The sequence below is a fragment of the Propionispora vibrioides genome (assembly GCF_900110485.1).
Taxonomy (GTDB): Bacteria; Bacillota; Negativicutes; order Propionisporales; family Propionisporaceae; genus Propionispora; species Propionispora vibrioides.
In genome coordinates, this window is the sequence record NZ_FODY01000004.1 from 131,663 (window position 1) to 154,534 (window position 22,872).

General features: G+C 51.6%; 26 protein-coding genes. 3 read left to right on the forward strand and 23 right to left on the reverse strand.

Features of this window, described 5'->3' with window-relative positions; all coding sequences use genetic code 11:
- Positions 1-13: 13 nt before the first annotated feature.
- The 6 genes from BMW43_RS05150 to BMW43_RS05175 all read right to left on the reverse strand — a co-directional run bounded on the left by BMW43_RS05150 (position 14) and on the right by BMW43_RS05175 (position 5,401).
- Positions 14-574, reverse strand: coding sequence for a DUF6470 family protein (locus BMW43_RS05150; protein ID WP_091744459.1), 561 nt, complete (start codon positions 572-574; stop codon positions 14-16).
- Between the two features lie 34 nt (positions 575-608).
- A complete protein-coding gene (flgL, locus tag BMW43_RS05155) occupies positions 609-2,177 on the reverse strand; it encodes a flagellar hook-associated protein FlgL (protein ID WP_091744461.1) in 1,569 nt (522 codons plus the stop codon).
- 15 nt (positions 2,178-2,192) lie between these two features.
- On the reverse strand, positions 2,193-3,980 hold the full coding sequence (gene flgK, locus BMW43_RS05160) for a flagellar hook-associated protein FlgK (RefSeq protein ID WP_091744463.1): 1,788 nt from the start codon (positions 3,978-3,980) through the stop codon (positions 2,193-2,195).
- A 13-nt stretch (positions 3,981-3,993) separates the two neighbouring features.
- The gene (locus tag BMW43_RS05165) at positions 3,994-4,491 is read right to left on the reverse strand and encodes a flagellar protein FlgN (protein WP_091744465.1); all 498 of its coding nucleotides are present in this window, start codon (positions 4,489-4,491) and stop codon (positions 3,994-3,996) included.
- 30 nt (positions 4,492-4,521) lie between these two features.
- A complete protein-coding gene (flgM, locus tag BMW43_RS05170) occupies positions 4,522-4,800 on the reverse strand; it encodes a flagellar biosynthesis anti-sigma factor FlgM (RefSeq protein ID WP_143050569.1) in 279 nt (92 codons plus the stop codon).
- Positions 4,801-5,002: 202 nt separating this feature from the next.
- The gene (locus tag BMW43_RS05175; protein WP_091744469.1) at positions 5,003-5,401 is read right to left on the reverse strand and encodes a flagellar protein; all 399 of its coding nucleotides are present in this window, start codon (positions 5,399-5,401) and stop codon (positions 5,003-5,005) included.
- Positions 5,402-5,759: 358 nt separating this feature from the next.
- Between BMW43_RS05175 and BMW43_RS05180 the strand changes: the two genes are divergently transcribed.
- Positions 5,760-6,353: an HD-GYP domain-containing protein gene (locus BMW43_RS05180; protein WP_223191664.1), complete on the forward strand. Its 594-nt coding sequence runs from the start codon at positions 5,760-5,762 to the stop codon at positions 6,351-6,353.
- Here the strand turns inward: BMW43_RS05180 and BMW43_RS05185 are convergent.
- Complete coding sequence (locus BMW43_RS05185) at positions 6,350-7,012, reverse strand: ComF family protein (protein WP_091744473.1); 663 nt, start codon at positions 7,010-7,012, stop codon at positions 6,350-6,352. The two genes, BMW43_RS05180 and BMW43_RS05185, sit on opposite strands and share 4 nt — an antisense overlap.
- Positions 7,006-9,165 (reverse strand): SF1B family DNA helicase RecD2, encoded by a 2,160-nt coding sequence (gene recD2, locus BMW43_RS05190; protein WP_091744475.1) that lies wholly within the window; start codon positions 9,163-9,165, stop codon positions 7,006-7,008. The genes BMW43_RS05185 and recD2 overlap by 7 nt, the downstream gene beginning before the upstream one ends.
- Before the next feature lie 309 nt (positions 9,166-9,474).
- Here recD2 and BMW43_RS05195 point away from each other — a divergent pair, with 309 nt between their 5' ends.
- On the forward strand, positions 9,475-9,744 hold the full coding sequence (locus tag BMW43_RS05195; protein ID WP_091744476.1) for a TIGR03905 family TSCPD domain-containing protein: 270 nt from the start codon (positions 9,475-9,477) through the stop codon (positions 9,742-9,744).
- 62 nt (positions 9,745-9,806) lie between these two features.
- On the opposite strand, the gene BMW43_RS05200 is transcribed toward BMW43_RS05195, so the two are convergent.
- The 7 genes from BMW43_RS05200 to BMW43_RS21020 form a co-directional block, all read right to left on the reverse strand.
- A complete protein-coding gene (locus BMW43_RS05200; protein ID WP_091744478.1) occupies positions 9,807-9,953 on the reverse strand; it encodes a YvrJ family protein in 147 nt (48 codons plus the stop codon).
- 46 nt (positions 9,954-9,999) lie between these two features.
- Positions 10,000-10,212: a DUF2922 domain-containing protein gene (locus tag BMW43_RS05205; RefSeq protein WP_091744480.1), complete on the reverse strand. Its 213-nt coding sequence runs from the start codon at positions 10,210-10,212 to the stop codon at positions 10,000-10,002.
- A 43-nt stretch (positions 10,213-10,255) separates the two neighbouring features.
- Positions 10,256-10,327 (reverse strand): hypothetical protein, encoded by a 72-nt coding sequence (locus tag BMW43_RS22005; RefSeq protein ID WP_500684728.1) that lies wholly within the window; start codon positions 10,325-10,327, stop codon positions 10,256-10,258.
- Positions 10,300-10,482, reverse strand: a complete 183-nt coding sequence (locus BMW43_RS05210) for a DUF1659 domain-containing protein (protein ID WP_245732230.1) — start codon at positions 10,480-10,482, stop codon at positions 10,300-10,302. Before BMW43_RS05210 ends, BMW43_RS22005 begins: the two co-directional genes overlap by 28 nt.
- A gap of 4 nt (positions 10,483-10,486) precedes the next feature.
- The gene (locus tag BMW43_RS05215; RefSeq protein ID WP_091744482.1) at positions 10,487-11,080 is read right to left on the reverse strand and encodes an RNA polymerase sigma factor; all 594 of its coding nucleotides are present in this window, start codon (positions 11,078-11,080) and stop codon (positions 10,487-10,489) included.
- A 192-nt stretch (positions 11,081-11,272) separates the two neighbouring features.
- Positions 11,273-13,162 carry an ABC-F family ATP-binding cassette domain-containing protein gene (locus BMW43_RS05220; RefSeq protein ID WP_091744484.1) on the reverse strand — a complete coding sequence of 630 codons (1,890 nt, stop codon included), beginning with the start codon at positions 13,160-13,162 and terminating at the stop codon, positions 11,273-11,275.
- Positions 13,163-13,237: 75 nt separating this feature from the next.
- Complete coding sequence (locus BMW43_RS21020; protein ID WP_177173462.1) at positions 13,238-13,396, reverse strand: hypothetical protein; 159 nt, start codon at positions 13,394-13,396, stop codon at positions 13,238-13,240.
- A gap of 243 nt (positions 13,397-13,639) precedes the next feature.
- On the opposite strand from BMW43_RS21020, the gene BMW43_RS05225 reads away from it, so the two are divergent.
- Positions 13,640-14,242 carry a hypothetical protein gene (locus tag BMW43_RS05225; RefSeq protein ID WP_091744486.1) on the forward strand — a complete coding sequence of 201 codons (603 nt, stop codon included), beginning with the start codon at positions 13,640-13,642 and terminating at the stop codon, positions 14,240-14,242.
- 4 nt (positions 14,243-14,246) lie between these two features.
- Here BMW43_RS05225 and BMW43_RS05230 read toward each other — a convergent pair whose 3' ends face one another.
- The 8 genes from BMW43_RS05230 to BMW43_RS05265 all read right to left on the reverse strand — a co-directional run bounded on the left by BMW43_RS05230 (position 14,247) and on the right by BMW43_RS05265 (position 22,854).
- Positions 14,247-14,726, reverse strand: coding sequence for a glycosyltransferase (locus BMW43_RS05230; RefSeq protein WP_091744488.1), 480 nt, complete (start codon positions 14,724-14,726; stop codon positions 14,247-14,249).
- 233 nt (positions 14,727-14,959) lie between these two features.
- Complete coding sequence (locus BMW43_RS05235) at positions 14,960-15,634, reverse strand: response regulator (RefSeq protein ID WP_091744490.1); 675 nt, start codon at positions 15,632-15,634, stop codon at positions 14,960-14,962.
- Positions 15,635-15,856: 222 nt separating this feature from the next.
- Positions 15,857-17,326 (reverse strand): phosphoglucose isomerase-related protein, encoded by a 1,470-nt coding sequence (locus BMW43_RS05240; RefSeq protein ID WP_245732231.1) that lies wholly within the window; start codon positions 17,324-17,326, stop codon positions 15,857-15,859.
- A gap of 25 nt (positions 17,327-17,351) precedes the next feature.
- Positions 17,352-18,257, reverse strand: a complete 906-nt coding sequence (gene galU / locus BMW43_RS05245; RefSeq protein ID WP_091744494.1) for a UTP--glucose-1-phosphate uridylyltransferase GalU — start codon at positions 18,255-18,257, stop codon at positions 17,352-17,354.
- A gap of 224 nt (positions 18,258-18,481) precedes the next feature.
- The gene (locus BMW43_RS05250; RefSeq protein WP_245732232.1) at positions 18,482-19,237 is read right to left on the reverse strand and encodes a YdcF family protein; all 756 of its coding nucleotides are present in this window, start codon (positions 19,235-19,237) and stop codon (positions 18,482-18,484) included.
- A gap of 27 nt (positions 19,238-19,264) precedes the next feature.
- The gene (locus BMW43_RS05255) at positions 19,265-20,002 is read right to left on the reverse strand and encodes a hypothetical protein (protein ID WP_091744496.1); all 738 of its coding nucleotides are present in this window, start codon (positions 20,000-20,002) and stop codon (positions 19,265-19,267) included.
- A gap of 86 nt (positions 20,003-20,088) precedes the next feature.
- On the reverse strand, positions 20,089-21,447 hold the full coding sequence (locus BMW43_RS05260; RefSeq protein WP_439331447.1) for a phosphohexomutase domain-containing protein: 1,359 nt from the start codon (positions 21,445-21,447) through the stop codon (positions 20,089-20,091).
- Between the two features lie 24 nt (positions 21,448-21,471).
- The gene (locus BMW43_RS05265) at positions 21,472-22,854 is read right to left on the reverse strand and encodes a mannose-1-phosphate guanylyltransferase/mannose-6-phosphate isomerase (RefSeq protein WP_091744500.1); all 1,383 of its coding nucleotides are present in this window, start codon (positions 22,852-22,854) and stop codon (positions 21,472-21,474) included.
- Between the last annotated feature and the right edge of the window lie 18 nt (positions 22,855-22,872).

Sequence of the window (22,872 nt, forward strand, 5' to 3'; positions counted from 1 at the left end):
CACGTAATTTCTGTTATACTTCCATATCAACGCTGCTATCGCTAACCTGCACATGCACCTGCGGGTACTGCAGCATTGTCAAATTCACACTGCCCCGTTCCAGTTCACTGTCGAAGGTGCCGTCAACAAACCGGATAGAAAGTTGCCCCGGCTCTACCTTGATCTTGGCTTCACGGGGAGTATACCGGATATCCGGTGAAGCAACCGGAGCCAAACCAAGATTCGATATCGGTGTTTTTATCGCTTCTTTAGCTAACTGCACCAACGGCTTCCCTTTATGTTCAATTTTATTCAGCATAATACCTTCCCGGGCAATCTTACCGATAAAATCCTGCAAAGCTCGCATGCCCTTTTGGGCATTTTCCCGGTCAAAATCCATAAAGTTTCTGTCGCCCCGTGAATAATTGCTGGGATACTGGTCAATCGACAGTTCACCCGGCGGCTGGCTGATGTCCAGTTTCACCGGCTCAGAGGAAATCCTGACTTGCACATCCGTAATTCTCATTTTCAAAAACGGATCCTGGATATCTAGCCGCGCCATGGCATTTTGCTGTAAAATTTTGAGTTGAAGCATATAAAATCAACTTCCTCTCTCCATGACACCTTGATTAACTTAGAAAATCCACCAGCGAAGGCGGCATAATCCGCCCACCTACCGCCAAAGCGGCGCGATATAAAGTTTGGCTGGTATTAAAGTCGGTAATAGCTTTGGCTATATCAATACTGCCGTTGCTGGCAATATCTGTCTGGATAACCGAACTTTGATTCGCCATCATGCTGGCAGCCATTTCATACATCGACATCCGCGTTCCCAGGCCGGTCTGTGCTTTAAGCTGCATATTGTGGTCGTCCAGCACATAGTTTGTCGCCACACCGGATAGCCATTTCACATCCGACTGGGTGTTCTGCGGCACCTGGAAGGAGTAAGTATTCCCAACAGCGTTATCCGTATCGGCAGTAATATTCAGTTGAATCCCGTTGGTTAATCCAACGACTGCCGGATTTCCTGCCGTCAGCGATGGCACAGCCGTCCAGGTTGTGCCCTGATCTGTCGTAAACTCCGCACCCGTAATCTGGCCGGTGGCGTCTAACCCTGTGACACGGACACTATAATTTGTCGCTTCTGTTTTGGTATATGTACCCGTTACCGTAGCGGCTCCGCCGGCGCTATTGCTCTGCTGCACCGAGGTCGTCGCCTGGGGTACCCGGAAAGAATATACATCGCCGGTGCTGCCCACAGTATGGGCCGTATTATCGCTGCTGGCCGCAATACTAAAGGTAACCCCCTGTCCCAGATCAATAACCGTCGGACCCGTGGCACTGCCGACGGCAAGGTTGGCCGCCGGCACACTTGTCCAGGTATTGCCTCCATCCATCGAAACAGAAGCTCCATCCACTACTCCACCGGTTACACTGTCAATACGCACATCATAACTTTGGTATCCGACCCCTGTATAGGTTCCGCCAACCTTCCCAATTCCACCGTTCGAATTACTCTGGCTTATGGTAGACGTTTTAGTAAGTTCATTTTTGATATCAAGCAAATGATTCAGCACCGACAACGTGGAACGACCAAAAGTGGTTTCCGCCGGACCGAATGCATCCACTCCCGTTAGATTTACGCTGTCCTGTGTAGGATCGGCGGCACCATTCTTAATCGGCATGGATAATTTGGTATCATCTCCGTTATAAATAACCACTTCTTTGGTTAATCCTGATTGGGGATCTTGGATAGTCGTCCGTACAAAGGGTTGCGTCGTGTCGTTTTCTCCACCAAAGACATAGCGGTCACCTAACTGCGTATTGCCTATCTGGACCACCTGGTTGATCAGTTCATCAATCTGATGACCAATGGTATTCAGCGCATCCTGCGGCTTGGTATCATCGGCACTGACCACCAGTTCGTTGATTTTAATCATCACCGAACTTAAGTCGGACATAGCACCGTCCGTCGTATTCATCCAGGATTGGGCATCCTGGAGATTTTGCGTATATTGTGTGTTAATACCCAAATTAGTCTGATACCGAAGGTCACGTGAAGCTTTTACCGGATCGTCGGACGGACGGTGAATAGCTCTGCCGTCGGTCAATTGCTCTTGCAGCTTATTTTGCTGCTCCAGTGATGTATTGAGACTGTTCAGGAAATTATAGCTCATCATATTGGTAGCTATCCGCAAAGTACTTCACACTCCTTATCTGCCGACTGTGCCGGTACCATTGATTAATTTATCAAGCATTTCGTCCATAGCGGTCAATACCCTAGCCGCCGAACTGTAGCCTTTTTGGAACCGGATCATGTTAGTCAGTTCCTCATCGGTACTTACGCCCGAAACTGAAGCCCGCCAATTGGTCGTCTGATTTACCAGTGTCTGCTGATTGGCGGTCAGCCGCTGTGCGTTTTGGCTTTGAACTCCCAGTGCGGTAACAACGGTGGAATAATAACCATCCAGCGACTTATTTCCCAGTAGCGCACTGGTATCGTTTTTTAAGCGCTTACTCAGGTTGACTGCATTATCGCCACTGGCCACATTACCCTTTGATAACGTAAAATTGTACTGGTCGCCGGTTTGGTTGGAAGCCGATGCCGCCACGTCCAAATCCACGGTAATACCATTAATTGTCATAGTATAAGGACCGGCGCCCGCTATATCAGTTGCCGTACCCCAGGTTTTTCCACCATCGGTCGAAGTAGAATAGGAAATTTTCGTCACAACCCCGGCAGCGACGGTAAGATTTACCTTTACCGACGTAGCCGTATCGCCATTGGTATAGTTACCGGTCGCCGAAGTAATACTCGCTGCCCCGCCGCTGGTATTGCTTTGCGTCACCGCAATCGCGTTGGCAGATGTTTTGGCAGCAATTTTCGCCAAACCGTCTGTCGTAAACAAAGCCTGATTCACCGCGAGCCTGTCAATCCAGTCGGCTTTAGTATAAGACGCCGTAGCCGTTGCGTCACTATAATCGGTCGACGCATCGCCAAAGAAATTATTCCCGGTGCTGTTATCCGTACCATAGCCTGCTTTATGTACCTCATTAAACTCAGTCAACAAAAACTGACTCATGGTGCTTAGATTGTTAAGATAGCTTTTTATGCCGGTCGAAGCATTATCCCTCATATCAATCATGCTGCTCAATTCGCCATTGGTAAATTTAATCACCTGTCCGGTTTGCGCATCAGCAACATTGACAAGGTTATAGCCGTAATCAGCGTCCTTGGAAGACACCGTCTTCAATTCAGTGTAGTCGGTAGCGCTAACCAAGGTCGTACTGGCGCTCTGGATAATATAGCGGCCCGAACTGTCCTCGGTGACCCGGACATCCACCATCCCCGACAGGTCGTCCACCAAAGCGTCCCGCCGGTCCCGCAAATCATTGGCATTGTCGGTGCCGCCCGCCTCGACGGCAAAAATCTGTTTGTTAAGACTGCTGATTTCCGACGTCAATTGGTTGATGCTTTTGACTTTTGTCGTAATCGTTTCGTTAATATCGCTCACCATATCAGTCAGCTGATCGGCTGCCGTTTGAATGGCATTAGCCAAAGTCACGCCCTGCTCCCGCACGGCCATTCTCGTTCCATCGTCGGAAGCGCTGGTCGCCAGTGTCTGCCAGGAATCCCAGAAATCATTCAATACCGACTGTACGCCGGTATCGGATGTATCGTTCAGAACGGTTTCCACCTTACTTAGCGAGTCCTGCTTCGACTTGCCGGCATTCAAGGTGGAAATGCCCTCCCACATTTGCTTGTCAATTAAAAAATCACGGATCCGGGTAATAGACTGCACATTTACTCCACTGCCCTTTTGCATGGTTCCATTGTTGGAATAAAGGGTATCCGGAGTTGTCGTGACCAGATTCACCGTCTGCCGTGAATAGCCGGTTGTATTGGCATTGGAAACGTTATGACCTACCGTATCCAAGCCGGCCTGCTGAGCCGCCAGACCGCGTATAACAGTATTCAAGCCACCAAAAGTAGAATTCATGAAATAACCACCTCTATGCTTTCTGATCAACCAGCATCCGGGATTGAACGCTTTTCCCGGCCTGGCCCTGCGCCGCATAGACGGGACCGGTGCTGTGTTGTGTCAAAATATTTATGTTATAATCCACATAGGCCATGGCCCGCTGAATCAGCTTGGTATTAAGCTCATTCGTCGCTTTAATTTCCTGCAGCGTAACCCTCAACTCATCGCCCAGATGGGATAACTGTTCCGCTATATCGCTACCGGCCAATTCCTTGATTTCGGTTAGCGTCAGCTTATCCGTCTGCAGTCCGCTTTTAGCAAGAATATCCTGCGTAATGCCCTCTCTCGCCTTCTCCAGCTTGCCTGCTTGCAGAATGAGCTGCTCCTCTTCCTTGGTAATTACCTCCAGATCATTGACTTTACCGGCCACCAAAGCGTCCTTTTTCCGTCTGCCTAGTGCCAGAATGTTGGTATATACCTGCAGCATATCGGTCAGAAGCACCGTTAATTTATTACACAACTCTTCCACCGCTATTCTCTCCCTAACAATATTTATTGGCTAAAAGCCCAGCATCTTTTCGGCAACCGCCCTGGCATCCACTTCATAAGTGCCGGATTGAATCCGCTCGGACAGAGCATTCACCTTGTCCTGCCTTACGCCGGACATACTTTGCAGACTAGACAGATACTGTCCAAACTCCTGCGCATTAGCGGAAAGAATGACTTCATCCTGCGATTTAGTCGCCTCCGACTTTTCTTGTTTAACTCCCTGATTCAGTTTGTTTTGTTCTCCATATACTTTTACGATACTTTGTACCTGTTTCCCTGAAATAATCACGCTAACGCACCTCGCACTCCCAATGCCTTGCATTATCTAAATACTGTAAGTAACGCAAGGTACCAGATTTTCCTCTACATAAGTATCGAAAAAAAAAGCAAGGATATTAATCCCTGCCTAAAATCGTTTATCTGTCATTTCCATCCGTTTTAAAAGATTATATCTCATTTTCTCCATGTATCACCTGAATACGGTTTTCCTTTTATTTTTTTTCAAGATTGCTGTACATCCGCCCGGCTTTTTTAAATTCCAGCGATTTCTGCGCTTCCTTTTCCGCTGACTGCTTCATCTGGTTGATGATATTTTTACTACAGGCCGCGCACACCCGTCCCTCCACAATCGGAGCACCACAAGCCTCGCAAGCATAACTAATTTCAAAATCGCCCATAAACCGGCCTTTGCGCATCATGTGCAGGATAGTTCTTTCCTTTACGCCCGTGGCCTCATGAATTTCTTCGATCGAGGCGGCATTGCCGGATTCCCGCAAAAAATCAACGATTTTTATTTCGTCCCGCTCTTCCTGCTCCACGCAAGCCGGACACATTCCGGCAGGACTATCCACAAATATTTTTCCGCATTCCGGACAATTTTTCAAGCCCATACTACCGACCCCTTCCCCGTTCTGGCAATTGCTAGAGCGTGTTTTCAAACTAACGGATAATCCATGTCGAGTGATTTTTACGCCAGACAAGTTGAATTTTTTTGAAATAGTGGCCCCTATTTCAAAAAAATTTAACGAAGTATGGCGCAAAAAGCGCCGTCAGGGAGCGTTTCGGATAGTTTGAAAACACGCTCTAATCTGTATTCTTATTATAATGGTTTTTCCCTGCTTGTACCAGCCTGTTTTGACAGCGTCTGCACAATTCGTCAGTTTTTTTTTCAAACAAGCAGGATTATATCACTTTTTGGCTAAATTACATTATATTTGACTTTATGAGGAAAGGCAGTTTGTCGTGTATATGCTTACCTTAATGCACCCTCCTGAAATCTACGCGAATACAGAGACTTTGGGCGCCATGATGACCAATCTCATGCATCTGATCGAACTGAAAAGCACCAACTTATATTTGCATAGCCACCAGGTGGCCAACTATGCGGTAAGCGTTGCCGCAAAAATGCGCCTGCCCCGGGAAGAAATTGAGCGGATCCGTTGCGCGGCTATGCTGCACGACCTGGGACAGATCACTGTGCCCAGTGCCATTCTGGCTAAAATGCCCTATCTCTCGACGCGGGAACTGAGCGTTTACAAAAACCACTGCAACGCGGGCAGCAACATGTTGGAAAACATCGCCTGCTGTCAGGAGCTCATCCCCTATATCCGTTATCATCATGAGCGTTGGGACGGCAAAGGCTACCCTAAACGGCTGAAAGGGGTTAACATTCCCCTGGGCGCCCGGATTATTGCTGTAGCCGACCATTACGACCGGTTCATCAATCCCTGTACGCAAAACTGGGCTAAGACCAAGGAAGAGGCTGTCCGGGAACTGTTGAGCCTGTCCGGCATGGCCCTTGATCCGGAAGTGGTCAGAGCCTTTATCGACGCCTTGGGCTAGCCACCGGCCAGAGCCAAACCGCTCACCCGAACTGCGCCGGCTTGTTTTAGCGCTTGGGCGCAGGCATCCATCGTAGCGCCGCTGGTAAAAATATCGTCGACCAATAAAATATGCCGGTCTTTGACCTCCTGAGGGCGCGTTGCGGAAAACGCGCCTTTTACATTGCGCCGCCGCTCACCCAGACTCAGTTCCCACTGGGGCTGCGTATCACGCCGCCGCACCAGCAAATCCGGCCGCCAGCCTCCGGGAAAGGCCTCCCGGCACCAGGGTCCGAAAATCCGCTCCGTTTGGTTATAGCCCCGTTCTTTAAGCCGGCCGGCGGCAAGCGGCACCGGAATCACCCATTCATAAGCCGGCAGCGTTTTTCCGGCCAGAGCCTTGTTCAACAGCCAGATGAGTGCCGCCACCTGCCGCTCGTCCCGGCGGAATTTCATATCGTGCAAAAGCCGCTTAAGGCCATAGGCATATTCGTATAAAATCAGACATTCATCGAGCGCCCGCAGGCGTCGTACCTGCATAGCCGCCTCCAGCGGCGGCCGGCTGATGACATGGAGACAGCGGGCGCACCAGGCGCCCTGTTCGGCTACAGGGCTGCGACAGGCCGGACACTTCGGCGGATAGACAAGATCCAGCCAGGCAATCCACAGCTTTTTCAGCACAGGGTCTCACCCCGCAGGCGTTCGGCCAGCAGCGAGTAACGTTTCTTAGTCCGGTCATTGGCCAGCGCGGTATGAAGCGCCGCCTTGGTCCCCAACAGTACCACCCGCTCTTTGGCCCGGGTCACCGCCGTATACAAGAGGTTGCGCTGCAGCATGATATGATGACCCGGCACCAACGGCATTACCACTACCGGATATTCGCTGCCTTGACTTTTATGCACACTCATCGCATAGGACAGCTTAAGCTCGTCCACCTCGCCGTGCTCATACACCACCTCATGTTCCGGGTAGCGCACCCGTACCCGGCCCTCCTCCACTGCCGCCACATAGCCGATGTCGCCGTTAAACACACCCTTGATATAGTTATTGCGGGTTTGCATCACCTTGTCACCTTCCCGGATGGATTGATGCAAACCGTTGATTTCTTCTTTTCCCTCCTGCCGGGGATTCAGCGCCTGCTGCAACAGCTTGTTTAAATTTTCCACGCCGCAGTCCAGGCGGTGCATAGGTGCCAGAACCTGCACCTCCTGCAGCGCATCGTAGCCTTCTTCCGGCAATTGTCGGCAGCATAGATCAACTATTTTTTGCGCCGTCAACTCACTTGATGCCATTTCAATAAACTGAAACTCCAGGCTGCTCGTCACATCCGGCGGCTGTCCCTTGTTAATCCGGTGAGCGTTTAACACAATCATGCTTTCGCCAGCCTGCCGGAACACCTCGGTCAGCCGGACCACCGGCACACTGCCGGAACGCAGAATATCTTTCAACACCGAGCCGGGGCCTACCGCCGGCAGTTGGTCAACATCACCGACCAGAATAACCCGGCAGCCGTCAGGCACTGCTCTTAGGAAATACCCCATCAGCGCAATGTCCATCATCGATACCTCGTCAATAATGACCACATCGGCATCCAAAGGATTGTCCTCATCGCGGGCAAACAGCGGTGCTCCCTCGGCACCACCGGTCGCCTCCAGCAGCCGGTGCACGGTGGAAGCCTCCCGTCCGGTCGTTTCCGCCAGCCGCTTGGCCGCCCTGCCGGTTGGCGCCCCCAGCAGGATTTTAAACCCGGCTTGCTCCAAAACAGCCAGAATCCCCTTGACCACCGTGGTTTTCCCCGTCCCCGGACCGCCGGTCAGCGTCAGCACGCCGTGCTCCAGCGCCGCCTCGATAGCCTGCCGCTGGGCAGGGGCCAGTTGGATGGCGGCGGCCGACTCCCAGTCGGTAACAATTTGACTGAAATCACTGTGAGGAGCCTGTTTGGCCTTGTCCTTTAGTTCCAGCAGACGCGCGGCAACCCGCTTTTCAGCATAGTACAAATACTGAGGATAGATGAGCACCATGCCGTGAAAATCCTCGGTACACAGACGGCCTCCTTTAATCAGCGAAGCCAGATGGACGGCAATTTCAGCACTGTCCGCCAGCAACAGCTTGGCCGTTTCCTGCACCAGCAGTTCCTCCGGCACACAGCAGTGACCGGCCTGGGCCGTCTGTAGCAGGGCAAAGTCAATCCCCGCCGTCAACCGGTCGGTGTGATTTTTCTCCACCCCCAGCGACCGGGCGATCTGATCGGCGGTGCGGAAGCCAATGCCGTCCACTTCGGCCGCCAAACGATAAGGATTGTCCTGCAGCACTTCCACCGAGAAGGAACCGTACTGGGCATAAATCTTTGCCGCATAAGCACCGGTGACGCCATGGCTTTCCAGGAACAGCATCAGTTCCCGCATTTCAGACTGCTCGCCAAACGAAGCCCGGATCATCTCGGCCTTCTTGCTGCCAATGCCCTCGACTTCCACCAGCCGGTGCGGTGCAAACTCAATGACTTCCAGCACCTTCAAGCCAAAACTCTTGACCAGCCGGGCCGCCATAGCCGGACCAATGCCTTTGATGGCACCGGAAGCCAGAAAACGCTCCAGTCCCTTAACATCGGTCGGTGCAACCCGCTTGCAGGAACCTACCTTGAACTGCCGGCCAAACCGGGCGTGCTCCACCCACTCGCCGCTCAGTTCCAATTGTTCACCCACTAGCGGCGACGAAATAGCTCCCACCACGGCGACGGTCGTGCGGCCCTCCAGCGGCTTAAGCTTCAGTACGCTAAAGCTGCCGTCCTCGCTCTGAAATGTTATGGTTTCAACAATACCTTCGAGTTTTTCCACACCCATACTCCTATTGCATCTAAAGCATGTCTTCAAACGATCAAAATCACCAGCTATTAACCATTCTGCTAATTTGAAGACATACCCCAGTTAATCATTATGGTCTACTATTCGCAGGTTCTTGGAAAAAATCCTGCCCATAAACGGAACATATGTACTAACCAGCTATTTGACCCTATTGCGGGAATACCGGCGAAGGGTTAGAATAAATCTATATGTTTCTCCTGCTGCGCCGCCAGAAGCCGAATCACCGTGCCCGGCCGGCAAGCGCCAGGAAACGTCATTTCCCAATAGAAAGGATTTCTCATTATGTTCACTTATCAGACCGCCGGCGTTTGCTCCACGGCCATCTCCTTCGACATTAAGGATAACCGGCTCAGCCAGGTATCCTTCACCCGCGGCTGTCCCGGCAATCTCCAGGCCATAGCCAAACTGGTCGAAGGCATGGAGCTGGAGGAAGTCATCACCCGCCTGAAAGGCATCCGCTGTGGCAATAAAACGACCTCCTGCGCCGATCAGTTGGTCAGTGCCCTGGAAGAGCATATAAAGACTGCGGGCCAAAGTAAAGAGACTGCCTAACACGGCAGTCTCTTTACTTTTATTCCGGCATACACAGCACGATTGCCCTTGTCAACCATGCTCTACTGTTTTAGGGCTGTCAGGGTATTTGACAAATCCTGAATGCTGACGGCAAGCTTCTCCAGCTTGGTTTCGATACGAATCAGCAAATACATGCTGATCACCATCGGGAAGCCATAATTTGCCGCATAACCAAGCAATTGTTCCATAGTGCCCCCTTTCCGGGAATAAGCGACTTATCCCTGTCCCCTGCAATTAGCTCAAGGTTACGGTATCACTGGTCCGGATGCGAGCCTCCACTGCTTCGGCAAAATCGCCGTTTTTAGTCGTAAAAATATCCCGGACCACTATGTCCTGCATTACCGTTTGCACTTCCGCCAGGCTCAATCCCTCCCGGGGATCAGCCAGACTTAGTGTAGTCTCTTTGCCGGTTTCGGTACGAAATACCATTTCCAAAGTCGTAGCCATTGCCCACCCTCCTTTCGTTTAGTTTTGTTGGAACCAGCCAGTCTTACTGACTGATCAGCTGGGCATCATCCTGCCTGCTGATACTGGCTACCGGATGCTGCTGCAGAGCGGCCAGGGCCTGACCGACGGCATGTACACATCGGCATCGGCGGCGTCCGGCTTCAGATTGCTGTACGAACGCACTTTATAGGCAGTCTGTCCACTTGTGGTCGTGCCGCTCTCCACTTTGATCTGCAGGCGGCTGGTTTGCGGTACTTTGGTTATTGCCATATTTTCACCCCCTCTCACTGCCATACATTCCTTCATAAGCCTTTTTTAAACGGGCTAAGCCGCGGCGGCGCAAATTATGCACCGCCTGAGCCGTTATGCCCAGTTCCCGGGCCACCGCCGTAAGCTGTCTGCCTTCCAGCAAAGTAGCGGCGATGACCTGGCGCTGCCGCTCCGGCAATCCGGCCAGCCAGCCGGCCAAAACTCCGGCAAACAAGCTGTCCTCCACTTCGGCCGCCACAATGGCAGGACCGGGCAGCCGTTCCAGCAGTTGGCCTTCTTTCTCCTCGTCCTCCTCCGCCAGCTTTTCCAGCACCGTTTCCCGCTGCCAACGCCGCCGTTCCCGCTTAAACAGGTTCCATACGGCAAATTTCACCTGACTCTCCACATAGCCTGCCAGCGGAACTCCCAGCTTGGCATCAAAAGTACGAACAGCCCTTACCACGGCCAGCCAGCCTTCGGCCTCCGCTTCTTCGGCGATAGACCGCACATGAGACTGCCAGGCATAACGTTTCACCAGGCCGGTAAACTGCCGGCACAAGAGAGAAAACGCCTTTTCATCGCCCTGCCGGGCCCGCTCCGTCAATTCCCTAAATTCCATATTCTTCTCACCTTTATGTGAGAAACCGGTTTCTCTGATGATTCGCGCTGGCTTTACTCTACCATGGTAATTCTGTAAAAACAAAAGCCAGCCTGGCACAAGTATCTGTGTCAAGCTGGCTTAAGTCAGCAGGCAATTAGAGGCAGCGGGGCCGGCAAAGGTCGGCCGTCTGCTTCGGCTCCGCCGCAGTCGTCATGTATATGATTGCAATTCCATCCACTCTTCATATTTAGCAGCCAAAGCGGCCTCTGCCTCACTATAACGGGCCGACAACTCATGACTGACGGCCGGATCGGTATGGCTGGCCGGATCATTCAACTGAATTTCCAGCACTTTCAATTCGGCTTCCAACCCGGCGATTTCCTCTTCCAGTTTGCGGGCCAGCCGCTCGGTATCCTGAGGCCGGCGCGTCCGTTCGGTCTTTTTAGCCGCCGGTTTTTCATTCTTGTCCGGTTTTACCGGCTGAACGGTTGGACCAGACTGTTCAGCCGCTTTTTTCTCACGGTAATAGCTGTAATTTCCCGCGTATTCCGTCAAGGCCCCATCAGTCAGTTCTACGACACAATTGGCCACCTTATCTAAGAAATAGCGGTCATGGGACACCGCAAAAAAAGTGCCGGGGAAGGCACAAATAGCCTCTTCCACCGCTTCCTTAGCCGGAATATCCAAATGATTGGTCGGTTCATCAAGGATAAGAAAATTTGCCCCGGTCAGCATGAGCTTTAAAAAGGCCAGACGGGCTTTTTCACCGCCACTTAAATCGCCAATGATTTTAAACACATCGTCACCGGTAAATAAAAAGGCTCCCAGGTAATGGCGGGCCCGCTCTTCGCCCAGACCATATTCCAGCATGATTTCGTCCAACACCCGGTTCAGCGGATTCAGGCCCTCGTGTTCCTGAGAAAAATAGCCGATTTTTACCCGGCTGCCCAGCTTGACCCGTCCGCCGGCAACCGGCAGCTCGCCGGTCAGCAGTTTAAGCAGCGTAGTTTTGCCGGCACCGTTGGGTCCGACCAATGCCACTCCGTCGCCGCGACGGATGAGCAGCGACACCTTTTCAAAAACAACCCGGGAACCATAGGCCGCTGTAGCCTCCAGCAGCTCCGCCACCCGCTCACCGCACTCGGTCGGCGGATTAAAGGCAAAATAATCGAACCGCGCCTCATGACCGGGCAATATAATCCGCTCCAGGCGATCCAGCTGCGATTGACGGCCGCGGGCCTGCTTGGCCTTGATGCCGGCCTTATAACGGCGGATGTATTCCTCGGTCCGGGCAATATGGGCCTGCTGTTTGGCATAGGCACCGGCCAACGAGGCCGTCCGTTCGGCCTTCTGCGCCAAATAGCCGGTATAATTGGCTTTGTAAACGGTAACGCTCTGATGCTCCAATTCAAAAATCCGGTCCACGACCCGATCCAGGAAGTAACGGTCATGGGAAATGATGAGAACCCCGCCGCTGTAGCTTGTCAAATAGTCCTCCAGCCATTCCACCATGCCGATATCCAGATGATTGGTTGGCTCGTCCAAAAACAGGAAATCGGGCTGCCGAATCAAAGCCCGGGCCAGAAAAATCCGTGTCTTCTGCCCACCGGAAAATGTTGTAAGCGGCCGGGAAAAATCCTCTTCTGTAAAGCCCAAACCAAAGGCCACCCGCCGGACCCGGCTTTCGTACTCATAACCACCGCCCTGCTCAAACCGCTCCAATGTGCGGGAGTAAGCGGCCATCAATGTCTCTTGCGCCGCCCCATCCTGTTCAGCGGCTATATCCTGCTCCAGCCGGCGCAAATCGGCCTGCCAGGCAATCACTTCCTGATAAGCCGAGCACAGCTCCTCATACAGCGTACCTTCACCTAGCTGTGCGTCCTGCTCCACATAGCTGATGGTCTCGCCCGGCGGCAGCAGCACACTGCCGTCGTCAGCCTTCTCCCGGCCAAGCAAACAGCGCAGCAAGGTTGTCTTGCCGGCCCCGTTACCGCCGATCAGACCGGCCTTCTCGCCGCGCCGCAATTCAAAACTGACTTCTTTAAACAGGGTTTCCACACCAAATGCCTTGGAAAGCCTGTCTACCCGTAAAACTCCCATTCATTCACCCCGTAATTCTAATAAAACATAACACAAAAAAACTCTATCATTACTGATAGAGTTCGCTGCCACTCCTCACTCTCCTGCTTCCAGCCTGCAGGCAGCTTCATCACAGGGCATTCCACAATACGGGCAGCCAATGGTCAAGCCGGCTTGAACCGTAAATATCCCGCCGCAACGACTGCATTTATAATACTGTTCGATCGTCTCAGACATCTCAGACCCAGTTTCCACAGTGGCTCGCCTCCCCAGCACCTCATTCAGCGAAAACCCGGTACTATACTCCATAATTCCGCCGGATAAGGAACTACCTTGTCACAGCATATGCAGCTTATGGCAATATTATGCATCTCTTAACCGATGAACCCCTATCGACTGATGTCGAACTATGTAACATGATTCGCTCTTGTCAGACAAGATAATTTCTGTTAGTATAGAAGCAACCGAACATACGTTCTATATCAAAGGAGTCTTATCATGCTTACCTACCTCTCCGCACCGGAAACCATTGCCGCGCTGATCCCGGAATATACCGACACCGGTGATCATACTGTCCTCTATACAGCAGCAGGCGGCAAAACCGTTACCTCCTTCCGGACTTCCACACTGATCCGCCAATTGGCCCGTACCTGGGCCATTGACCTGGCAGCACTAAAAAAGCAGACAGCTCTGGCTACTCAGCGCGTTATTCTCCAGCCGCTGCCGATCTGCCCATCACTCACCCTGGTGCCGGTAAAGGTCCGGCTGCCCCGGGTGCCTGGCGACAGCAGTATCGGCTATGTCAACTCCTATTGTGTTGCCGGGCTCGAAGCCTGCAAGCCGGTCGATAGCCCGGCTGCACCAAAATCCCTGATCTGCCTGCAAGGAGGGGCAAGTATTCCTTGCCTTTGGACAAGCACTACCGTCCGCAAAACTTTGCAACAGGCCCGGCTGTTCACCAGTTACTCCCAGACGGCAAGACACTGCCGGCCTTTAAAAGAATCAACCGTAGCCTATGATCCTCACCTGGAACCGATTGCCCAAAAACTAGTTGAGGTATTTTACGATATACTCCGTCTCAAGCAGCATCCTTCCGACTAATTGACTAGTATTCACCCCAGCGTCCCGTCCGGCCGCCCTCATATTGTCTAAGCAAAGAGCCGGTCACTCCGGCAAAACGCTCGGCAGTCAGCCGGGAGCCAATATCCAGAATATGTACCACGTCGCCGCGACACAGGGGTAGTGCCTCGGCCACTGACAGTACGGTGTCGGAGGCATGCACCACCCGCAGCATGGGATTCTGGTCTGCCAGCCTGTCTAAAATCGCCGGCGTCAAATCTCTTGACTGCCGGTCAAGAATCACAATATCGCAATCCGCGTCGGCCAGCTCCACCTTTTGCACCAGTTCCCGGAGCAGGCTCTCCACCTGCTGTTCCGCATCGCGGGTAACAACCAGAAAAGAAACGCTGACCCCCTGCGCCAATTGCGGCATCACAGCCCACAGCCACAGCTCCCGGATCAGACAATAGAGCCCATACAGAGCAAGTGATATCAATACCACACTGACCGGATATGACAACAACAAAATATCCTACCCCCTTTTCCTGGGATAGGATAGCTTATGCCAGATTGGCGGCGAGTGCTCCACCAACTTTGAAATTGCAAATTACATTTGCGGGGATTTTTTCGTAAGGCAAGGCGGAGGAGGTGCGCCTATCGAACATAGGTAAGCCGAACGACAACGAAGTCTTACGGAAAAAGGTCCGTGAAGAAATTGTGGGTTCAGAGTCGGTGGAGCACTAGGGTGACTGCCCGGCATTAATCACCAGGCAGTTCCACTATTTTGTGTTTTAAAGCGTACAGAACGGCCTGTGTACGGTCAGTCACATTGATTTTGCGGAAAATATTGGTCAGATGGTTCTTCACCGTCTTTTCACTTAAAAACAGCTTCTGAGCAATCGCCAGATTGCTTAAACCCTGACAGGTATAGTAGAGCACTTCCTTTTCCCGCCCGGTCAGGCGTTCCTCGCTTGGCAGATCGGCGATCTTCAGGGATTCGGCCCTTCTGATCTCCTGACCGCGCATCTGGTTGAACAGGCGCTTGGCCAAGGTAGGATAAATAAACGAATCGCCGCCGTGGACACAGCGGATGGCCTGCACCAGCATCCGCGGCTCCACGTCCTTCAATAAATAGCCGGACGCGCCGGACCGGATTACTTCCACTATGTAACTATCATCATCATGAATGGTTAAAATCACGATTTTAGTGTGGCCTGAGTCTCCCAACCGTCTGGCCACCTCCAAACCGTTCAGCCGCGGCATATTAATATCCAGCAGCAGTACGTCAGGATTCAATTTTTTAACCTTCTCTATGGTTTCTTCGCCATCACCGGCTTCACCAATTACACGAAAATCCGGCTCCAACTCCAAAGCGTTTTTGATTCCCTGCCTGAGCAGGGCATGATCATCGGCAACCAAAATTGTAATAACCATAACTATCACCCCATTTTAACTACGACCACAATTCATTGTCAGCATCACAAAGAGACACCAATAGCACAAAGGAAACCATTCATCTTACGGATCTCTGTCACCGCCCCTCTGTACTTTGTGTCCTTTGGTATGTAAAACTTTCTCAGACATAATTTCTACAAAAAATAAGATAATCCTGTCCTCTCGGACAGGATTATTTTTTTACAGCTTTTATATCTTTGCTTATTGCTTCAGTGCTTTCAGACGGGGTCCCATAATTCGCTTATAGGCCTCTACGCCGGGTTGATCAAAACCGTCGACATTAGCCAGCTCACCTTCATAGGCAATGGAAAGAGCCAACAGATAGAGAATCTCCCCTAAATGGTAAGCATCCAGCTTCGGCAGGACAAAGGTCGCATTAAACCGATTTTCACTGATCAACGCCGCCGCGTTGGATTCCCGGGCTACATCCAGGGCCTGGCTGAGCCGTAAGCCGGAAATTTCCGACAGCTTAGCCGCCGAAGGGAATGCATCGGGAATGACCGGGTCATTTTCCCATTCGGCAATTTTGACAAATTGAACGACTTTGTCCTTCTTGCCTTCCTGGTGCTGCTGAGTCTGGGCATGCATATCGGTCGTACCGACAGCCACAATCGGGGTGCGTCCGTAAAATACCTCCCCGCCTTCCCGGTCATAACGCTTGCCGAGTGACTCGGCCAATAGCTGTACATACCATTCAGCCAGCGACTTCAGGTAATCGGCATAAGGCATAAATACTTCCACATCCCGGTCATGATTAACGGCAGCCAGATATTTTAAGACTGCATTCAGCATAGCCGGATTTTGCCAGATATCCGGTGTCCGGCAAACTTCATCCATATCTTTGGCGCCAGCCAGGAAAGCATCAATATCAACACCCAGGCAAACCGCCGTAACCAAGCCCACTTCCGAAAAAATGCTAAACCGACCACCTACGCCATCGGGTATGCTAAAGGTATTCCAACCCTGTTCATCGGCCAGGCGTTTTAACAGCGTCGCCTTGTCGCCGCCGGCCGGATCGGTTACAGCAACAACTTCTACCTCCATGCCGGGTTCCTGTTTTAACGCTTCATAAACAACCATGAAGGTTGACATGGTATCCAGCGTACCGCCTGATTTGGACATAACGATCAAGAGCACTTTATAGGGAGTCGTTTCGCCATGCACTTTTTTGATCTGGGCCTCGGTCCTCAACTGCTGGATCATATCCGTAGTACGGCGTGCATCAATATTGTTACCGTTAAAGTACAGCTTCGGATAACCGTTGCGTTCTTTCTGCGACTTGCTGTTCCAAAACTCACCGGCACAGGCATCAAAGAATACTTTGTTGCCCAGGAAAGAACCGCCAATCCCGAAGGATACCACGCTGTCTACCTTGTAGCGTAAGGACTCGCCAAAGTCCTTTAGTCGCTTAATCGAAGCCGGTGAGTTTAAATTACCTTCCACCACATAGGGTAGTTGAGAAAATAACACCCGTTCCGGCGCACCATCCTTCGACAGATGGCCCCGCACTTCACCGGTAGCCCGCATATGCTCCACCGCCCGGTGAGCCAGACGAATCCGGTCGGCCAACGCCTCAATATCGGCGTCGGATACTTTTCCTGCTCCATACAGATTTTCATAATCAAAGACAAACCCGGAGTTTAATTTCAGACAGCCTTTTGTTGCGGACACATCCATCATCCTCTCATCTATTATGCTAATCTTCACAATCGCCGGTTAGCACCGGTCCTATGGTTTTTGCTAAATAACGTAAAAAAGGTTCCCGCAAGTCGGCCCGTTTCAGGGCAAACTCGACTGTGGCCTCCAAATATCCCTGCTTGTCACCGATATCGTACCGCCTCCCCTCAAAGTGATAGGCATATACATCCTTTTGAACCGCCAATTGTCGCAGCGCATCGGTCAACTGAATTTCACCGCCGCTGCCGGGCGGAGTATTTTCCAAAAGGGAGAAAATTTCGGGTTCAATGATATAGCGTCCCAGTACAGCCAGCCGTGAAGGAGCCTGATTAAGGGTTGGTTTTTCTACCAGATCGACAGCCCGGTACAGATGGTGCTTAATCAGCTCCGGCTTGACGATGCCATAGCTGGACACCTTGGCGGGCGCCACCTCCTGGACTCCCAGGATGCTGCCAGGCCGGTCTTCATATACATCAATGAGCTGCTTTAGACAGGGGACTGCAGAATCAATAATATCGTCACCTAAGAGGACCGCAAAGGGTTCCTGCCCGACAAATTGCTTGGCGCAGAGGACGGCATGGCCCAGTCCCCGCGCTTCCTTTTGCCGCACATAGTGGATGGTGACGGCCGACAGCTCCTCGATCATCCCGAGAAGGTCATATTTCCCCTGCTCTTTGAGCGTCATTTCCAGTTCCACCGCCCGGTCGAAGTGATCTTCAATCGCCCGCTTATTGCGGCCGGTAATAATCAGAATCTCTTCAATACCTGACTGCACCGCTTCTTCAATAATATACTGAATAGCCGGTTTATCAACAATCGGCAACATTTCCTTCGGCTGCGCCTTGGTGGCCGGCAAAAAGCGGGTTCCCAGCCCCGCCGCCGGAATCACAGCTTTCCGTATTTTACTCTTATGTGTGTTTGGCATAGCTACACCACCTTGTATTCATTATCCCCGGGGATATACTACTCTAACCTTACTTTCTAATCCGGTCAGGGTACTAGGCTTAATAGACGAAGAGGCCCGGCTTCTACCTCGGACATCAGAATGTACTTTTTAATGTATTTAAAAAACAATTCGCCCATTTACTGAAAAATCCTGCCAACCAGTTGGTAAAAACCGGGTTAAATTATTCACAAGCGGGCTGCTGGCTACCGGAGTTTTACCGCTGCAATACCCAGATATTCATGGATGGCGATATAGGAACTACGCAGGCCATCGGCTGACGGCACCAGCTTATTCAGGTAAACGGAATTGCCGCCGATACTGACCCAATAGTCTGAGGGATAGGGAGTAACGTCAACACCCTCCTGGGCAAAATTGAGCACCGATCGCTCCATGTGAAAAGCCGAAGTTACCAGAATAGGATGCCTAAAGCCCTGGGTTTCCAAAATTTCCCGGACATTGCGGGCATTCTGTTCGGTATTCAGACTGGTGTCGTCAATAAAAACTTCATTTGCCGGGACACCGATGCCGGTAAGAATGCGCTTGCCAATAACCGCCTCCCGGCCGGAATCATCAAATACCTGTCCACCGGACAGGATCACCGGTATTCCCAGTCTTTTTTGCAGCCTGGCGGCGGTCAGCAGACGGTTGGCCGCATTACCGCTAAGCTGTCCCGTTCCGTCAATGTCAGGCGTGCCAAAGGTTGCACCGCCTCCCAGCATAACAATCACGTCACCGGCAGGGTTTTCCGGCGGCACAAACCGTGCTTCCAATGTTCTGACCAGCAAATCGCCTACATAGGGAGTCGACAGCAAATAAAACACAAATGTCAACAAGCCTAACCACTTGGCTATTCGTTCCCGCTTTCTAGCTAAATGAACGGTCATACACAGCAGGGCAACAATAAAAATTCCCGGCGGCATGATAAAACTTACCAAAAATTTGTAAATATATATAAACAATGCTATACCCTCACATTTTCCCGGTCTTTACTGAAACCACAGAGTGTTCAGATTATCAGTGCCGTATTTTTGCCGGGCCAACTCCTTCACACCGGACAGTGTTTGCGGCAAGCCTTCTACACCGGCAGCGGACGAGTCGGTCAGCTTCCAGCCATCCCGCTTGCGGCTAAGAGTAAACTGCAGGGCCGCTATATTCTCGCCATCTTTCAAATCCATACTGCCGGGAAGCTCCCGGGTATAGATGCAGAAGCCGGTTATCGTGGTGGAATCAGCGCTCCCAATATTCACATATCGCAGCGTAAAGTTGGTATAGCTGCCGAGCCAGTCCATAAATTGCTGGGGCAGCAGCCCCTTGGACTGACTATCCACGTCCTGCAGCTTCACCAAATCTTTTTGATTAAACGCCTCCAGCCGTTTACCGAGCAAATAGATGGCTGTGCGCTCCGCATCCGATAAGGAACCGTTAAGATTCTCCATTGTTTTGATTTCAATCACTTTTCCCCACATCACTGACGTAAACATGTCCTCGCGAGGCCAAGCAATAAATTTGACTAACGTACCATCCTTGCGGTACTGATGCGGCAAATTAGTCGGCTGGTACTTCACACCGTCATCACCGAGAATACCATAAAAACCGCCGGCCAGTTCCACATGAACAACCCGTCCGGTCCGCTGCAGTTCCGCATCCGCCGCCCAGGCCGGCACCGCAGCAACGATCACCAGTAGTATGACGAGCAAATAGAGGCTTGTACTTTTTATTTTCATCCCGTTCCTCCTCACCATTCCATTCTACCTTATTATACCAAGTTCTTGCCGCAAAACAAAATAAAAGAACAGATAGAGGTTCTCCCCTATCCGTTAATGATCGCCAGCAGCTCTTCTGTCTTTTGCTGCATCAGCGCTGCGTCACCCCGTGATTCCACGTTCAGCCTAAGCAGTGGTTCGGTATTTGATAAGCGGACATTGAACCGCCATGTTTTATATTCAATGCTGAGTCCGTCGATATTATCCACCCGCACCGCCCCCGGTGCACACAGCGCCTCCAGTTTGGCAAGAACAGCCGGCCCGTCGGCCACCCGGCTGTTGATTTCACCACTGGCCGGATAACGTTCAATCCGTTCGGCCAGCAGCGCACTCAAAGGGTTGCCGCTACAGCAAAGAATCTCCAGTACCAGTAGCCACGGTATCATCCCGCTGTCACAGTAAAAGAAATCCTTAAAGTAATGATGGGCTGACATTTCCCCACCATAGACGGCCTCCTCCTGCCGCATCCGGTCTTTAATAAAGACATGACCTGTTTTGCAGGGCAGCGGAATCCCCCCGGCCGCCTTTACCACTTCCACTGTATTCCAGGTCAATCGCGGATCATAAAGAATTTTCGCGCCTGAATGCCGCTTTAAAAAAACTTGGGCCAAAAAACCGACAATATAGTAGCCTTCGATAAAATTCCCCTGTTCATCAAAGAAAAAGCAACGGTCAAAATCCCCGTCCCAGGCAATCCCCACATCGGCACCAGCCTGTCTGACCGCCTGCGCCGTAGCTTCCCGATTGTCCGGCAGCAGCGGGTTGGGGACACCTTGCGGAAAGTTGCCGTCCGGCTCATGGTTAATTTTAATAAATTGAAAAGGCAGATATTTTCCCAGCGCATCAAGCACACCACCGGCACCACCGTTTCCTGCGTTGACTACCACCTTCAGCGGCTTTAACGCAGCCCTGTCGATATAGGTAAGCAGGTGCTGTACATAGTCATTCATAATATCAATAACCGTCACCGAACCAGGCTTGCCGGTATATTGTTTACTTACCGTACCAGTTACTACCCGTTCTTCAATCTCACGCAGCCCGTTTTCCGCACCGACAGGCCGTGACTCGTGACCTACCAGTTTCATGCCGTTATAGTCTTTGGGGTTGTGGCTGGCTGTAATCATGAGACCGCCGTCCAGTTTAAGATGGCTGACGACAAAATAAATTTGTTCCGTTCCGCACAGGCCGATATCCAGCACATCACAGCCCCGTTCTGTCAGGCCCCTCACCAGGGCATCACGAAACGCCGGCCCGGTCAACCGGATATCATAACCCACTGCCACTTTTTTCGCGCCCAATACGTCCACATAGGCTTTACCGATGCGATAGACAACTTCCTCATTCAATTCATCGGGCACTCTGCCCCGGATATCGTAAGCCTTAAAGGCTTTGCGACTTATTAGCAAACCACATCCCACTCCTTCTATCCATTAACAACGTCCGTACTTATCCTCAAAACGAACAATATCGTCCTCTTCCAGATAGCAGCCGTTCTGCACCTCGATAATTTCCAGCAGTACCCTACCGGGGTTTTCCATATAGTGTTTAGCGCACTGGGGCACGAAAATGCTTTTATTCTCCGGTACCATATATTCCTGTCCGTCGATATGCACTTTGGCCGTACCACTAATGACCACCCAGTGTTCGCTGCGGTGGTAATGCATCTGCAGACTAAGCCGCTGTCCGGGATTGACGGTGATTTTTTTTATTTTATAGCCAGGGCCTTCACCCAGCACCGTCCAGCTTCCCCATGGCCGGTAGCCAGTAGTATGCTCTTCCGCTTCCCGGCGACCCTTTTCCTTGAGTACATTGACCAGTTCTTTCACTTGCTGTGACTCGCCCCGTTTAGCTACTACAATGACATCATCGGTTTCCACAATCAGAAGGTCTTCCAGGCCAATGCCGGCGATCAGGCGGCTACGTCCCATCATCAATGTATTGCTGCAAGCAAGCGGCAGGCAATCACCCTGCAGGGCATTGCCGTCGGCATCCTTATCCAATACATCATAGATGGCATCCCAGGAGCCAATGTCATTCCAGTACGCTGTAAAGGGCAGCATCACTACCTGCTGCGATTTTTCCGCTACGGCATAGTCGATGGAAATGCCGGGCATGCTTTCAAACTCCGCCAAAAGCAGTTCTAACGGCTGCTGGCTTAAAGCAAATATCTCCGGTTGGAATTTCTGCAGTTCCTGTTGAAAAGTGCCGACAGTAAAGCCAAACATGCCGGAATTCCAATAGTAATTGCCGGCTGCCAGATATTGTTCAGCAGTCTCCTTATCAGGTTTCTCCTTAAAGGAACTGACCTTAAACCCGGCCTCATAAGGCTCACCGGCCTGAATATAGCCGTAACCCGTTTCGGCCTGCTGCGGTTTGATCCCACAGGTTACCACATGCCCTTTCGTTGCCAGCTTTTCTACCTGACGCACCGTCTCCACAAAGAGCCCTACAGGCCGGATAATATGGTCGGAAGGCGTGACGAACAGCACTTCCGTTGGGTCAACTCCCAATTCTTCCCCGCAATAGTTGGCCGCCAGGGCAATGGCCGGCGCCGTATTGCGTCCTACCGGTTCCAGTACGACATGGGCCGCTTCGGCACCACAGGCAAACAGCTCATTTTTTACATGATGGACATATTCTTTATTGGTAACCACAACAATATCCGCCGGTTTAACCAGCGGCAGAAAACGCTGAACCGTCTGCGTAAATAAAGATTCCTTACCTTCCAGCTTCAAAAACTGTTTCGGATACTTTGTCCGTGATAAAGGGAACAACCGGGTTCCCCCGCCACCGGCTAATATGATAATCTTCATTGGTTTTATACCCTCGCT

Bases quoted from the DNA above. Each gene is read 5' to 3' on its own strand.
- BMW43_RS05210 (WP_245732230.1), bottom strand. From the start codon at position 10,482: ATGGCAATAACCAAAGTACCGCAAACCAGCCGCCTGCAGATCAAAGTG.
- BMW43_RS05225 (WP_091744486.1), top strand. From the start codon at position 13,640: ATGCTTACCTACCTCTCCGCACCGGAAACCATTGCCGCGCTGATCCCG.
- BMW43_RS05195 (WP_091744476.1), top strand. From the start codon at position 9,475: ATGTTCACTTATCAGACCGCCGGCGTTTGCTCCACGGCCATCTCCTTC.
- BMW43_RS05205 (WP_091744480.1), bottom strand. From the start codon at position 10,212: ATGGCTACGACTTTGGAAATGGTATTTCGTACCGAAACCGGCAAAGAG.
- galU (WP_091744494.1), bottom strand. From the start codon at position 18,257: ATGCCAAACACACATAAGAGTAAAATACGGAAAGCTGTGATTCCGGCG.
- BMW43_RS05265 (WP_091744500.1), bottom strand. From the start codon at position 22,854: ATGAAGATTATCATATTAGCCGGTGGCGGGGGAACCCGGTTGTTCCCT.
- BMW43_RS05150 (WP_091744459.1), bottom strand. From the start codon at position 574: ATGCTTCAACTCAAAATTTTACAGCAAAATGCCATGGCGCGGCTAGAT.
- BMW43_RS05175 (WP_091744469.1), bottom strand. From the start codon at position 5,401: ATGGGCTTGAAAAATTGTCCGGAATGCGGAAAAATATTTGTGGATAGT.
- BMW43_RS05220 (WP_091744484.1), bottom strand. From the start codon at position 13,162: ATGGGAGTTTTACGGGTAGACAGGCTTTCCAAGGCATTTGGTGTGGAA.
- BMW43_RS05180 (WP_223191664.1), top strand. From the start codon at position 5,760: ATGCTTACCTTAATGCACCCTCCTGAAATCTACGCGAATACAGAGACT.
- BMW43_RS05255 (WP_091744496.1), bottom strand. From the start codon at position 20,002: ATGAAAATAAAAAGTACAAGCCTCTATTTGCTCGTCATACTACTGGTG.
- BMW43_RS05200 (WP_091744478.1), bottom strand. From the start codon at position 9,953: ATGGAACAATTGCTTGGTTATGCGGCAAATTATGGCTTCCCGATGGTG.
- BMW43_RS05235 (WP_091744490.1), bottom strand. From the start codon at position 15,634: ATGGTTATTACAATTTTGGTTGCCGATGATCATGCCCTGCTCAGGCAG.
- flgK (WP_091744463.1), bottom strand. From the start codon at position 3,980: ATGAATTCTACTTTTGGTGGCTTGAATACTGTTATACGCGGTCTGGCG.
- BMW43_RS05215 (WP_091744482.1), bottom strand. From the start codon at position 11,080: ATGGAATTTAGGGAATTGACGGAGCGGGCCCGGCAGGGCGATGAAAAG.